General features: G+C 39.0%; 24 protein-coding genes. All 24 read left to right on the forward strand.

Translation table 11 applies throughout. The features are described from left to right. Nucleotides 1-6 precede the first annotated feature (6 nt). Nucleotides 7-351, forward strand: a complete 345-nt coding sequence (gene rplV / locus O3640_RS10640; RefSeq protein ID WP_008809906.1) for a 50S ribosomal protein L22 — start codon at nt 7-9, stop codon at nt 349-351. Nucleotides 352-364: 13 nt separating this feature from the next. Then, entirely contained in the window at nt 365-1,018 is a 654-nt protein-coding gene (rpsC, locus tag O3640_RS10645) for a 30S ribosomal protein S3 (protein WP_008809905.1), read from the forward strand. Nucleotides 1,019-1,021: 3 nt separating this feature from the next. Beyond that, entirely contained in the window at nt 1,022-1,435 is a 414-nt protein-coding gene (gene rplP / locus O3640_RS10650; protein WP_000960948.1) for a 50S ribosomal protein L16, read from the forward strand. A gap of 9 nt (nt 1,436-1,444) precedes the next feature. Continuing rightward, nucleotides 1,445-1,651 (forward strand): 50S ribosomal protein L29, encoded by a 207-nt coding sequence (gene rpmC, locus O3640_RS10655; RefSeq protein WP_008809904.1) that lies wholly within the window; start codon nt 1,445-1,447, stop codon nt 1,649-1,651. 23 nt (nt 1,652-1,674) lie between these two features. Beyond that, complete coding sequence (gene rpsQ, locus O3640_RS10660; protein ID WP_000440801.1) at nt 1,675-1,935, forward strand: 30S ribosomal protein S17; 261 nt, start codon at nt 1,675-1,677, stop codon at nt 1,933-1,935. Between the two features lie 25 nt (nt 1,936-1,960). After that, nucleotides 1,961-2,329, forward strand: a complete 369-nt coding sequence (rplN, locus tag O3640_RS10665; RefSeq protein ID WP_002894494.1) for a 50S ribosomal protein L14 — start codon at nt 1,961-1,963, stop codon at nt 2,327-2,329. Between the two features lie 73 nt (nt 2,330-2,402). After that, nucleotides 2,403-2,708, forward strand: coding sequence for a 50S ribosomal protein L24 (gene rplX, locus O3640_RS10670; RefSeq protein ID WP_008809903.1), 306 nt, complete (start codon nt 2,403-2,405; stop codon nt 2,706-2,708). A 23-nt stretch (nt 2,709-2,731) separates the two neighbouring features. Then, nucleotides 2,732-3,274 carry a 50S ribosomal protein L5 gene (gene rplE, locus O3640_RS10675; RefSeq protein ID WP_045773005.1) on the forward strand — a complete coding sequence of 181 codons (543 nt, stop codon included), beginning with the start codon at nt 2,732-2,734 and terminating at the stop codon, nt 3,272-3,274. Nucleotides 3,275-3,291: 17 nt separating this feature from the next. Continuing rightward, nucleotides 3,292-3,477, forward strand: a complete 186-nt coding sequence (locus O3640_RS10680; RefSeq protein WP_001085697.1) for a type Z 30S ribosomal protein S14 — start codon at nt 3,292-3,294, stop codon at nt 3,475-3,477. A gap of 284 nt (nt 3,478-3,761) precedes the next feature. Then, nucleotides 3,762-4,160, forward strand: coding sequence for a 30S ribosomal protein S8 (gene rpsH, locus O3640_RS10685; protein WP_008809901.1), 399 nt, complete (start codon nt 3,762-3,764; stop codon nt 4,158-4,160). Nucleotides 4,161-4,348: 188 nt separating this feature from the next. After that, nucleotides 4,349-4,885, forward strand: a complete 537-nt coding sequence (rplF, locus tag O3640_RS10690; protein ID WP_371586864.1) for a 50S ribosomal protein L6 — start codon at nt 4,349-4,351, stop codon at nt 4,883-4,885. Nucleotides 4,886-4,967: 82 nt separating this feature from the next. Further along, nucleotides 4,968-5,324, forward strand: a complete 357-nt coding sequence (gene rplR / locus O3640_RS10695; RefSeq protein ID WP_005592009.1) for a 50S ribosomal protein L18 — start codon at nt 4,968-4,970, stop codon at nt 5,322-5,324. Nucleotides 5,325-5,342: 18 nt separating this feature from the next. Further along, nucleotides 5,343-5,837, forward strand: a complete 495-nt coding sequence (rpsE, locus tag O3640_RS10700) for a 30S ribosomal protein S5 (protein WP_006269137.1) — start codon at nt 5,343-5,345, stop codon at nt 5,835-5,837. A 13-nt stretch (nt 5,838-5,850) separates the two neighbouring features. Further along, a complete protein-coding gene (gene rpmD, locus O3640_RS10705) occupies nt 5,851-6,033 on the forward strand; it encodes a 50S ribosomal protein L30 (protein WP_002894509.1) in 183 nt (60 codons plus the stop codon). Between the two features lie 155 nt (nt 6,034-6,188). Then, nucleotides 6,189-6,629: a 50S ribosomal protein L15 gene (gene rplO, locus O3640_RS10710; RefSeq protein ID WP_008809898.1), complete on the forward strand. Its 441-nt coding sequence runs from the start codon at nt 6,189-6,191 to the stop codon at nt 6,627-6,629. Between the two features lie 12 nt (nt 6,630-6,641). Then, nucleotides 6,642-7,952, forward strand: a complete 1,311-nt coding sequence (gene secY, locus O3640_RS10715; protein ID WP_045504544.1) for a preprotein translocase subunit SecY — start codon at nt 6,642-6,644, stop codon at nt 7,950-7,952. 95 nt (nt 7,953-8,047) lie between these two features. After that, nucleotides 8,048-8,686, forward strand: a complete 639-nt coding sequence (locus O3640_RS10720; protein WP_045504542.1) for an adenylate kinase — start codon at nt 8,048-8,050, stop codon at nt 8,684-8,686. A 117-nt stretch (nt 8,687-8,803) separates the two neighbouring features. After that, nucleotides 8,804-9,022, forward strand: coding sequence for a translation initiation factor IF-1 (gene infA, locus O3640_RS10725; protein ID WP_008809895.1), 219 nt, complete (start codon nt 8,804-8,806; stop codon nt 9,020-9,022). A gap of 24 nt (nt 9,023-9,046) precedes the next feature. Then, nucleotides 9,047-9,163, forward strand: coding sequence for a 50S ribosomal protein L36 (gene rpmJ, locus O3640_RS10730; protein WP_001808836.1), 117 nt, complete (start codon nt 9,047-9,049; stop codon nt 9,161-9,163). Between the two features lie 16 nt (nt 9,164-9,179). Further along, the gene (rpsM, locus tag O3640_RS10735; RefSeq protein WP_008809894.1) at nt 9,180-9,545 is read left to right on the forward strand and encodes a 30S ribosomal protein S13; all 366 of its coding nucleotides are present in this window, start codon (nt 9,180-9,182) and stop codon (nt 9,543-9,545) included. Between the two features lie 19 nt (nt 9,546-9,564). Then, nucleotides 9,565-9,948, forward strand: a complete 384-nt coding sequence (rpsK, locus tag O3640_RS10740) for a 30S ribosomal protein S11 (RefSeq protein WP_001118385.1) — start codon at nt 9,565-9,567, stop codon at nt 9,946-9,948. 45 nt (nt 9,949-9,993) lie between these two features. Then, entirely contained in the window at nt 9,994-10,932 is a 939-nt protein-coding gene (locus tag O3640_RS10745) for a DNA-directed RNA polymerase subunit alpha (protein WP_008809893.1), read from the forward strand. A gap of 11 nt (nt 10,933-10,943) precedes the next feature. After that, a complete protein-coding gene (gene rplQ, locus O3640_RS10750) occupies nt 10,944-11,330 on the forward strand; it encodes a 50S ribosomal protein L17 (protein ID WP_008809892.1) in 387 nt (128 codons plus the stop codon). 376 nt (nt 11,331-11,706) lie between these two features. Next, nucleotides 11,707-12,975, forward strand: a 1,269-nt coding sequence (locus O3640_RS10755) for a glutamate-cysteine ligase family protein (protein WP_371586865.1), incomplete at its 3' end; no start/stop codon positions are given.

Raw genomic sequence — 12,975 nt, forward strand, 5'->3', positions numbered from 1 at the left:
ACATAAATGGCAGAAATTACTTCAGCTAAAGCAATGGCTCGTACAGTGCGTGTTTCACCTCGTAAATCTCGTCTTATTCTTGACAACATTCGTGGTAAAAACGTCGCTGACGCAATCGCAATCTTGAAATTCACTCCAAACAAAGCTGCTGGTATTATCGAAAAGGTATTAAACTCTGCAATCGCTAATGCTGAAAACAACTTTGGTTTGGAAAAAGCTAACTTGGTAGTATCTGAAGCTTTTGCAAACGAAGGACCAACTATGAAACGTTTCCGTCCGCGCGCTAAAGGTTCAGCTTCACCAATCAACAAACGCACAAGCCACATTACAGTGGTAGTTGCAGAAAAATAAGGAGGGTAACATCGTGGGTCAAAAAGTACATCCAATTGGTATGCGTGTCGGCATCATCCGTGATTGGGATGCCAAATGGTATGCTGAAAAAGAATACGCGGATTACCTTCATGAAGATCTTGCAATCCGTAAATTCGTTCAAAAAGAATTGGCTGACGCAGCAGTTTCAACTATTGAAATTGAACGCGCAGTAAACAAAGTTAACGTTTCTCTTCACACTGCTAAGCCAGGTATGGTTATCGGTAAAGGTGGAGCAAACGTTGATGCACTCCGTGCAAAACTCAACAAATTGACAGGTAAACAAGTTCACATCAACATCATTGAAATCAAATCTCCAGATTTGGATGCTCATCTTGTTGGTGAAGGAATTGCTCGTCAATTAGAGCAACGTGTCGCTTTCCGTCGTGCTCAAAAACAAGCTATCCAACGTACTATGCGTGCAGGTGCTAAAGGAATCAAAACTCAAGTATCAGGTCGTTTGAATGGTGCAGATATCGCTCGTAGCGAAGGATACTCAGAAGGAACTGTTCCTCTTCACACACTTCGTGCGGATATCGATTACGCTTGGGAAGAAGCAGATACAACTTACGGTAAACTTGGTGTTAAAGTATGGATCTACCGTGGTGAAATTCTTCCAGCTCGTAAAAACACTAAAGGAGGTAAATAACCAATGTTAGTACCTAAACGTGTTAAACACCGTCGCGAATTCCGTGGAAAAATGCGCGGTGAAGCTAAAGGTGGAAAAGAAGTAGCATTTGGAGAATACGGTCTTCAAGCAACTACTAGCCACTGGATCACAAACCGCCAAATCGAAGCTGCCCGTATCGCTATGACTCGTTACATGAAACGTGGTGGTAAAGTTTGGATTAAGATCTTCCCACACAAATCATACACTGCAAAAGCTATCGGTGTACGTATGGGATCTGGTAAAGGGGCTCCTGAAGGTTGGGTAGCACCAGTTAAACGTGGCAAAGTGATGTTTGAAGTTGCTGGCGTTTCTGAAGAAATCGCTCGTGAAGCGCTTCGTCTTGCAAGCCACAAGTTACCAGTTAAATGTAAGTTCGTGAAACGTGAAGCAGAATAAGGAGAAGGCATGAAACTTAATGAAGTAAAAGAATTTGTTAAAGAACTTCGTGGTCTTTCTCAAGAAGAACTCGCGAAGCGTGAAAATGAATTGAAGAAAGAATTGTTTGAACTTCGTTTCCAAGCAGCTGCTGGTCAATTAGAGCAAACTGCTCGCTTGAAAGAAGTGAAAAAACAAATCGCTCGTATCAAAACTATTCAATCAGAAGTTAAATAATAGACTAGGGAAGGAGAATTTCAATGGAACGCAATAATCGTAAAGTTCTTGTCGGACGCGTTGTTTCTGACAAAATGGACAAAACAATCACAGTTGTAGTTGAAACTAAACGTAACCACCCAGTCTATGGTAAACGTATTAACTACTCTAAGAAGTACAAAGCACATGATGAAAACAATGTTGCCAAAGAAGGCGATATCGTTCGTATCATGGAAACTCGTCCGCTTTCAGCTACAAAACGCTTCCGTCTTGTAGAAGTTGTTGAAGAAGCGGTAATCATCTAATCAAACCAGAAAGGAGAAAACTTAAATGATTCAAACAGAAACTCGTTTGAAAGTTGCCGATAACAGTGGTGCTCGCGAAATCCTGACAATCAAAGTTCTTGGTGGTTCAGGACGTAAGTTCGCTAACATCGGTGATGTAATCGTTGCATCTGTAAAACAAGCTACTCCTGGTGGTGCGGTTAAAAAAGGTGACGTTGTAAAAGCTGTTATCGTTCGTACTAAATCAGGCGCTCGTCGTAAAGATGGTTCATACATCAAATTTGACGAAAATGCTGCGGTAATTATCCGTGAAGACAAAACTCCTCGCGGAACTCGTATCTTCGGTCCTGTTGCACGTGAATTGCGTGACGGTGGCTTCATGAAGATCGTATCACTTGCCCCAGAAGTACTTTAATCTAAAAACAAACTAGTCCCCTGGATTTATCCAGGGTGCCCATTCAGGGCGTAAGAAATCAAAGGAGAACCCAATGTTTGTAAAAAAAGGCGACAAAGTTCGTGTTATCGCTGGAAAAGATAAGGGTGTTGAAGCTCTTGTCGTAACAGCTCTTCCAAAAGTTAACAAAGTTGTTGTTGAAGGTGTAAACATCGTTAAAAAACACCAAAAACCTAATAATGAACATCCTCAAGGTGCTATCGTGGAAAAAGAAGCACCAATCCATGTCTCAAACGTTCAAGTTTTGGATAAAAATGGAGTTGCAGGACGTGTTGGCTACAAATTTGTAGACGGCAAAAAAGTTCGTTATAACAAAAAATCAGGCGAAGTGCTTGACTAATCACGAAGGAAAGGAGAAGTATAATGGCAAATCGTTTAAAAGAAAAATATCTTAAAGAAGTAGTTCCTGCTTTGACTGAAAAGTTCAACTACTCATCTATTATGGCTGTGCCAAAAGTGGATAAAATCGTTTTGAACATGGGTGTCGGTGACGCTGTATCAAACGCTAAAAATCTTGAAAAAGCTGCTGAAGAATTGGCTCTTATCTCAGGTCAAAAACCACTTATCACTAAAGCTAAAAAATCAATCGCCGGCTTCCGTCTTCGTGAAGGTGTAGCGATCGGTGCTAAAGTAACCCTTCGTGGCGAACGTATGTATGAATTCTTGGATAAATTGGTTTCAGTTTCTCTTCCACGTGTCCGTGATTTCCACGGCGTTCCAACAAAATCTTTTGATGGACGCGGAAACTACACACTTGGTGTGAAAGAACAACTGATCTTCCCAGAAATCAATTTTGATGACGTTGATAAGACTCGTGGTCTTGACATCGTTATCGTAACAACTGCTAACACTGACGAAGAGTCACGCGAATTGCTTACAGGCCTTGGAATGCCTTTTGCAAAATAATATAGGAGGTAAAACAAATGGCTAAAAAATCAATGATTGCTAAGAACAAACGCCCAGCTAAGTTCTCTACGCAAGCTTATACTCGTTGTGAAAAATGTGGCCGTCCACATTCTGTATACCGCAAGTTTAAACTTTGCCGTGTTTGCTTCCGTGAATTAGCATACAAAGGACAAATTCCTGGCGTTACCAAAGCATCTTGGTAATTTAAGATATCAAGGGCGTCAAAACTCCAAGTGAAAATAGGAAACTTGACAAAGAAACTGAAGTTTCTAGGAAAGTTTATCTTTTTCACACAGAGTTTAGCCCGGGTTCAGTTGGGCTTGCCAATTTGAACACGAGCTACAGCTTTGGCAAAAAAGACCAATTTGCTTTGGAGCAACACTCCTACATCAAATTGCCTATTTTTGCTCTTGCTGTTACGCTCTTTGTATCATGTATTAACTAGCAAGTGCAACTTGCAAACTACTAGTAAGAGGAGAAATAAAAAATGGTTATGACTGACCCAATTGCAGACTTTTTGACACGCATTCGTAATGCTAACCAAGCAAATCATGAAGTGCTTGAAGTACCTGCATCAAATATTAAAAAAGGGATTGCTGAAATCCTTAAACGCGAAGGTTTTGTAAAAAACGTTGAATTTATCGAAGATGACAAACAAGGAATCATCCGTGTCTTTCTTAAATACGGACAAAATGGTGAAAAAGTTATCACTGGTTTGAAACGTGTTTCTAAACCAGGACTTCGTGTCTACAAAAAACGTGAAGATCTTCCAAAAGTATTAAACGGACTTGGAATTGCTATCCTTTCAACTTCTGAAGGTTTGCTTACTGATAAAGAAGCACGCCAAAAGAATGTTGGTGGTGAGGTTATCGCTTACGTTTGGTAATATTTAGCTCCCAATTTCTTTGTGACTCTTCGTTATCGTCTCTCGCCTAACCCAAAGTTATGCCTGCGAGACGATGCCTAGATTCACTTTGAAATTGAAACCTAAATGTTCCTTTAAATCGAGAAATCGATTTAACCCCCGTGAAAACTGGCCGTTATGGCCTGACAATTTAACAGGAGAAAATAAACATGTCACGTATTGGTAATAAAGTTATCGTGTTGCCTGCTGGTGTTGAAATCACTAACAATGGCAACGTTGTAACTGTAAAAGGACCTAAAGGAGAACTTACTCGTGAGTTCTCAAAAGATATTGAAATCCGTGTGGAAGGTACTGAAGTAACACTTCATCGTCCAAACGATTCAAAAGAAATGAAAACGATCCACGGAACTACTCGTGCCCTTTTGAACAACATGGTTGTTGGTGTTTCAGAAGGATTCAAGAAAGAACTTGAAATGCGTGGGGTAGGTTACCGTGCACAACTTCAAGGGAAGAAACTTGTCTTGGCTGTTGGTAAATCTCATCCAGACGAAGTTGAAGCTCCAGAAGGAATTACTTTTGAACTTCCAAATCCAATGACTATCGTTATCAGCGGAATTTCAAAAGAAGCTGTTGGTCAAACAGCTGCTTACGTTCGTAGCTTGCGTGCTCCAGAACCATATAAAGGTAAAGGTATCCGCTACGTTGGTGAATTTGTTCGCCGTAAAGAAGGTAAAACTGGTAAATAATGTGATTCGGTTGATTTTCAACCCTATCCCTTGTTTCCAACTTTGTGCTTAAGCACAAGATTAATATTAAGAGGTGAAAATTGTGATTACGAAACCAGATAAAAACAAAGTCCGCCAAAAACGCCACCGTCGTGTTCGCGGAAAACTCTCTGGAACTGCTGATCGCCCACGTTTGAACGTATTCCGTTCTAATACAGGCATCTACGCTCAAGTGATTGATGACGTAGCGGGTGTAACGCTCGCAAGCGCTTCAACTCTTGACAAAGAAGTTTCAAAAGGAACTAAGACTGAACAAGCCGTTGTTGTTGGTAAACTCGTTGCTGAACGTGCAGTTGCTAAAGGTATTTCTGAAGTGGTGTTTGACCGCGGTGGATATCTCTATCACGGACGTGTAAAAGCTTTGGCTGATGCAGCTCGTGAAAACGGATTGAAATTCTAATAGGGAGGACACTAGAAAATGGCATTTAAAGACAATGCAGTTGAACTTGAAGAACGCGTAGTTGCGATTAACCGTGTTACTAAAGTTGTTAAAGGTGGACGTCGTCTTCGTTTTGCAGCTCTTGTAGTTGTCGGTGACCGCAATGGTCGTGTAGGCTTCGGTACTGGTAAAGCTCAAGAAGTACCAGAAGCGATTCGCAAGGCAGTTGAAGATGCGAAGAAAAACTTGATTGAAGTACCAATGGTTGGCACAACAATTCCTCACGAAGTTCTTTCAGAATTTGGTGGAGCTAAAGTATTGTTGAAACCTGCTGTAGAAGGTTCTGGAGTTGCTGCTGGCGGTGCTGTTCGTGCCGTTATCGAATTGGCTGGTGTGGCAGATGTAACATCTAAATCACTTGGTTCTAACACTCCAATCAACATTGTTCGTGCAACTGTTGAAGGTTTGAAACAATTAAAACGCGCTGAAGAAGTTGCTGCCCTTCGTGGTATTTCAGTTTCTGACTTGGCATAAGAAAGGGGATCACATGGCTCAAATTAAAATTACTTTGACTAAGTCTCCAATCGGACGCATTCCGTCACAACGCAAAACTGTTGTAGCACTTGGACTTGGCAAATTGAACAGCTCAGTTATTAAAGAGGATAATCCAGCGGTACGTGGTATGATTACTGCAGTATCTCACTTGGTAACTGTTGAAGAAGTTAAATAAGCTTTGCTAGTTTAACAACTTTGAATTTAAAATACATTAGGGGATGGGTTTTTCTCAGCCCCTAAAACTAAATATATGTATAGGCGAGTTTGTATAGGAGACACCTTTTCTCCTATATGAGCGCTAGCATTTTACAAAAGAGGAGAAATTAAATAATGAAACTTCATGAATTACAACCTGCTGCAGGTTCTCGTAAAGTCCGTAACCGTGTTGGTCGTGGTACTTCATCTGGTAACGGTAAGACAGCTGGCCGTGGTCAAAAAGGTCAAAAAGCTCGTAGCGGTGGCGGTGTTCGTCTTGGTTTTGAAGGTGGACAAACTCCATTGTTCCGTCGTCTTCCAAAACGTGGTTTCTTGAATGTAAACCGCAAAGAGTATGCTATCGTAAACCTTGATCAGTTGAATGCTTTTGAAGACGGTGCAGAAGTAACACCAGTTGTGCTTGTTGAATCAGGTATTGTAAAAGCTGAAAAATCTGGCGTTAAAATTCTTGGTAACGGAGAATTGACAAAGAAATTGACTGTTAAAGCAGCTAAATTCTCTAAATCTGCTGAAGAAGCTATCACTGCTAAAGGTGGTTCAGTGGAAGTCATCTAAGAGAGGTGACCTATGTTTTTCAAACTATTAAAAGACGCATTTAAGATTAAGCAAGTACGCTCTAAGATTTTATTTACTATTTTCATTATCTTAGTCTTTCGTATTGGTACTACAATCACTGTTCCTGGTGTAAATGCAAAAAGTTTAGAAGCCTTAAGTGGCTTGTCATTCCTGAACATGCTAAGCTTGGTGTCAGGTAATGCCATGAAAAACTTTTCAGTATTTGCGCTAGGGGTGAGCCCATATATCACAGCTTCCATCGTGGTGCAACTCCTTCAAATGGATTTGTTACCGAAGTTTGTTGAATGGGGTAAACAGGGTGAAGTAGGTCGTAGAAAGTTAAATCAAGCAACACGCTATATTTCCTTAGCACTTGCTTTTGTACAATCTATCGGTATTACTGCTGGTTTTAATGCCTTGTCCAGCACTAAACTAGTTGCGGCACCTAACTGGCAAACCTATCTATTCATTGGAGCTATCTTAACAACTGGATCAATGATTGTTGTTTGGCTCGGTGAACAAATTACTGATAAGGGCTATGGAAATGGTGTATCTATGATTATCTTTGCTGGGATTGTTGCATCAATTCCGGAGATGGTTAAAGGTATTTATGAAGATTACTTTGTCAATGTACCAAGTGACAGATTGCAATCTTCAATCATCTTTGTAGCTTGTTTGATTGTAGCGGTTTTACTTATTGTCTACTTTACAACTTATGTACAACAAGCAGAATACAAAATCCCAATCCAATATACAAAGATTGCCCAAGGTGCTCCTTCCAGTTCATATCTTCCTTTGAAGGTCAATCCAGCAGGAGTTATTCCGGTAATCTTTGCAAGTTCAATCACTGCCGCGCCGGCAGCTGTTCTACAGTTTTTAAGCGCATCTGGTAATGATTGGGGATGGGTTCGTACAGCTCAGTCTTTGCTTGCGACAACAACACCAACAGGTATTGCTATGTATGCTTTGCTGATTATTCTGTTTACATTCTTCTATACCTTTGTACAGATTAATCCAGAAAAAGCAGCTGAAAATCTACAAAAGAGCGGTGCCTATATTCCAGGAGTACGTCCAGGAAAAGGGACTGAGCAATTTATGTCGAAACTACTTCGCCGATTGGCTACTGTTGGTTCATTATTCCTAGGTTTTATTTCAATCATCCCAATCATTGCAAAAGACTTATTTGGTTTATCAGATACAGTCGCTTTGGGAGGTACCAGTCTTTTGATCATCATTGCCACTGGTATCGAAGGAATGAAACAATTGGAAGGATATTTACTGAAGAGAAAATATACCGGCTTTATGAATACAACAACAAAATAGAAATAGGTTGACTTAGTCAGCCTTCTATTTTGTTTTTGGATAAGTTTATTAACCGGTTTAATAGATTTATGGAAAAACAAAAAAGGAGAATCAACATGAATCTTTTGATTATGGGCTTACCTGGTGCAGGTAAGGGAACTCAAGCAGCTAAAATCGTTGAAAAATTTAAGGTAGCACATATTTCTACAGGTGATATGTTCCGCGCTGCAATGGCTAATCAAACTGAGATGGGCGTGCTCGCTAAATCATATATTGACAAAGGTGAACTGGTTCCGGATGAAGTTACCAATGGAATTGTAAAAGAACGTTTGTCTCAAGAAGATATTAAAGAAACAGGCTTTCTTTTGGACGGCTATCCTCGTACTATTGATCAAGCCCACGCTTTAGATGCTATTTTAAGAGATCTTGGCATTGATCTTGATGGTGTCATCAATATTGAAGTGGATCCAAGTTGCCTCTTAGAGCGTTTAAGTGGAAGAATCATTCACCGTCAAACAGGCGAAACTTTCCATAAGGTCTTCAATCCACCAGCAAACTACAATGAAGAAGATTATTACCAAAGGGAAGACGATAAACCTGAAACAGTTAAGCGCCGTTTGGATGTAAATATTGCTCAAGGTGAACCTATTTTATCGCATTACAGAGAGCAAAATTTAGTTCATGATATCCAAGGTAATCAAGATATTAATGATGTATTTTCAGATATCGAAAAAGTCTTGGAAAAATTGAAATAAAAGCGTTTTTCACGCTTGCAATATTTGACAAGTAGTGATACAATGAATTAGTCTGACTTATAATTGTTACCTCTGTGTCCAGAGGTGATGAATCAAAATTTAGGGAGGTGCTTTTGCGTGGCAAAAGATGATGTGATCGAAGTCGAAGGCAAGGTAATTGATACTATGCCAAACGCAATGTTTACGGTTGAACTTGAAAATGGACATCAGATTTTAGCAACAGTTTCTGGTAAAATTCGTAAAAACTATATTCGTATTTTAGCGGGAGACCGTGTTACTGTCGAAATGAGTCCGTATGATTTGACTCGTGGACGGATCACCTACCGCTTTAAATAATGGAAAAACTTGGAGGATTAAGAAATGAAAGTAAGACCATCGGTCAAACCAATTTGCGAATACTGTAAAGTTATTCGTCGTAATGGTCGTGTTATGGTTATTTGCCCTGCAAATCCAAAACACAAACAACGTCAAGGTTAATTAGAAAGGAGAAAACATGGCTCGTATTGCTGGAGTTGATATTCCAAATGACAAACGTGTAGTCGTATCACTTACTTACGTATATGGTATCGGTCTTCCAACATCTAAGAAAATTTTAGCTGCTGCTGGAGTTTCTGAAGACGTTCGTGTAAAAGACTTGACACCTGATCAAGAAGACGCTATCCGTCGTGAAGTGGACGCTATCAAGGTTGAAGGAGATCTTCGTCGTGAAGTAAACCTAAACATCAAACGTTTGATGGAAATCGGTTCATATCGTGGAATCCGTCATCGTCGTGGACTTCCTGTTCGTGGACAAAACACTAAAAATAACGCTCGCACTCGTAAAGGTAAAGCTGTTGCGATTGCTGGTAAGAAAAAATAATATAAGGAGGTAAAAAGTCTTGGCTAAACCAACGCGTAAACGTCGTGTGAAGAAAAATATCGAATCTGGTATTGCACATATTCACGCTACATTTAATAACACTATTGTTATGATTACTGATGTGCATGGTAATGCGATTGCTTGGTCATCTGCTGGTGCTCTTGGTTTCAAAGGTTCTCGTAAATCTACACCATTTGCTGCCCAAATGGCATCTGAAGCAGCTGCTAAATCTGCACAAGAACACGGTCTTAAATCAGTTGAAGTTACTGTAAAAGGTCCAGGTTCTGGTCGTGAGTCAGCTATTCGTGCTCTTGCTGCCGCTGGTCTTGAAGTAACAGCTATTCGTGATGTGACTCCTGTACCACACAATGGTGCTCGTCCTCCAAAACGTCGCCGTGTATAATCACCAACAATTACACTGCTTTTCGTTTAAGAGGGAGTTAACTAAATGATTGAGTTTGAAAAACCAAATATAACAAAAATTGATGAAAATAAAGATTATGGCAAGTTTGTGGTAGAACCACTTGAACGTGGTTATGGTACAACTCTTGGGAACTCACTTCGTCGTGTCTTGTTGGCTTCATTACCAGGAGCAGCAGTTACTTCTATCAACATTGAAGGAGTATTACACGAATTTGATACTATCCCAGGTGTCCGTGAAGATGTTATGCAAATTATTCTTAACATCAAAGGGATTGCTGTGAAATCTTACGTCCAAGACGAAAAGATGATTGAACTTGATGTTGAAGGTCCTGCAGAAATTACTGCTGGAGACATTTTGACAGATAGCGATATCGAAATTGTAAACCCAGATCATTATCTCTTTACAATCGGTGAAGGAGCACGCTTTAAAGCTGTCATGACAGTTAACAGTGGTCGTGGTTATGTTCCAGCTGATCAAAATAAACGTGATGATGCACCTGTGGGAACACTTGCTGTAGATTCTATCTATACGCCAGTGACAAAAGTTAATTACCAAGTTGAGCCAGCTCGTGTTGGTAGCAATGATGGTTTTGACAAACTAACCCTTGAAATTATGACAAATGGAACAATCATTCCAGAAGACGCACTTGGTCTTTCAGCGCGCATCTTGACTGAACATTTGGATCTCTTTACTGATCTTACTGAGGTGGCTAAAGCAACTGACGTGATGAAAGAAGTAGATAAGAGCTCAGATGATCATGTTTTGGAACGCACAATTGAAGAACTAGATTTGTCTGTTCGCTCATATAACTGTTTGAAACGTGCTGGTATTAACACAGTTTACGATTTGACAGAAAAAACTGAGCCTGAAATGATGAAAGTTCGGAACCTTGGTCGTAAGAGTCTTGAAGAAGTTAAAGTTAAACTGACAGATTTAGGTCTAGGGTTAAAAAACGATAAATAAAGGAGGAATAGATGGCTTACCGTAAATTAGGACGCACTAGCTCACAACGTAAAGCAATGCTTCGTGATTTGACTACTGACTTGATTATCAACGAATCAATCGTAACAACAGAAGCTCGTGCAAAAGAAATCCGTAAAACAGTTGAAAAAATGATTACCTTGGGTAAACGTGGTGACTTGCATGCTCGTCGTCAAGCAGCTGCTTTTGTTCGTAACGAAATTGCATCAGAAAACTATGATGAAGCAACTGAAAAATATACTTCAACTACTGCACTTCAAAAATTGTTCTCTGAATTAGCACCTCGTTATGCAGAACGCAATGGTGGATATACTCGTATCCTTAAAACTGAACCACGTCGTGGAGATGCTGCTCCGATGGCAATCATCGAATTAGTATAAGATCATCAATCTTTGTTGAGTGTTATGATGATGGAATAGATGTTCTATTCTTAGTCTAGCTCTGGTCTACCGCTAGGAATTTTTCCTAGCGGGAACACTCATCATATTGTGAGATGATAGGTAGACGCTTGTTTACGAAATTGTTTTTTGATAAAAAAACAATTTCGTAAGCAGGCGTTTTTGCTTGAATATAGGAAAAAAATAGAATTTTTGTTATAATACTCTAATACAAAGAATGATTATTTTGAAGATCTCCTTAAGTTTCCTTTTAAAGAATGTTAAAAACGATAGGAGCTGAGAAATAAAATAAAGTAAGTTCTATCGGAGCTATACTTTTAATAAAATAAATATCAAGGATAAATCATAGGAATTCAAAATGACTAATGCAATACAGCTATTAAAAGATCGATATTTAAAAAATATTAAAGAAAAACCAACTATCTATGTAGGCATTGAGTTGGAATTTCCTATTGTAAATTGTCAGGGAGAAGCAACTGATATAAATGTGGCTAAGAACTTGCTAAAGCGCCTTATTGATCAACATTCCTTTGAAACAGAGAAGTTTGATAGAGCTGGGAACCCAATCCAGATAAAGTCTAAAGAAAATGAAGATAGAATTCTATTTGAAGTTTCATACAATATTTTAGAATTCGCGTTTGAGAAAGCTACAAAGATTCAAGAAGTGGAAGAGCGATTCACAGAATATCTAAGTGTTATCCAATCTATTTTGGGCGAAGATGACCATGAATTGCAAGGGAAAGGAATTCATCCTTTTTGGGATAAAAATGACAATAATCCAGTTCAATCGCCTCGCTATGAAATGTTAATGCAGTATTTATCAATGAGCAAGACTTTAAAATTAAAAGATCTGCATTCTTATCCTGAATATGGAGCATTTATCTGTGGAAATCAAATTCAACTAGATGTTTCTAAAGAAAACTTTATAAGTGTTATTAATGTTTTTAATCAAATTGAAGCAGCCAAAGCATATCTTTTTGCCAATTCTGAATTTCCAGATTCTTCATGGAATACAAAAATTGCGCGAGATATTTTTTGGGAACAATCTATGCATGGAATCTTGCAAGAAAATGCAGGTGTCAATCTAAAAGATTTCCAAAACGAAGATGAATTTTTTTCTTATCTTAGCAAATCTGCAATTTTCACAGCTAAAAGAGGTGATCAAGACTACTATTTCTTTCCAATTCCTGCAATTGACTATTTAAGTCATGAAAAAATTAAAGCATACAATCTGTCAGGTGAAACAGTAGAATTAACACCGAAGCAAGAAGATTTTGAAAATCACAGAAGTTATCAGTATCAAGATTTAACAACAAGAGGGACTGTCGAGTTTAGAAGTGTTTGTGCCCAGCCTTTTGATAGAACCTTTATTTCTACCGCTTTCCATCTCGGCATTCTGGCTAACTTAGAAAATGTACAAAAATATCTACAAGAAACTGACTTTTTTAAAAAGGAGGGGCGTAATTATAAACAGTTAAGACAAAAATTTTCCAAAAAAGAAATTAGCAGAAGTGCGGCAACTCATGTTCGCAACTTTGCAAACGACTTAATTCAATTGGCAATAGTCGGTTTGGTAGCTAGAAACAACGGTGAGGAAATCTATCTGAAGAATTTGATAGTCAAAGAA

The sequence above is a fragment of the Streptococcus sp. 27098_8_75 genome, assembly GCF_041432475.1.
GTDB classification, from domain to species: Bacteria; Bacillota; Bacilli; order Lactobacillales; family Streptococcaceae; genus Streptococcus; species Streptococcus gordonii.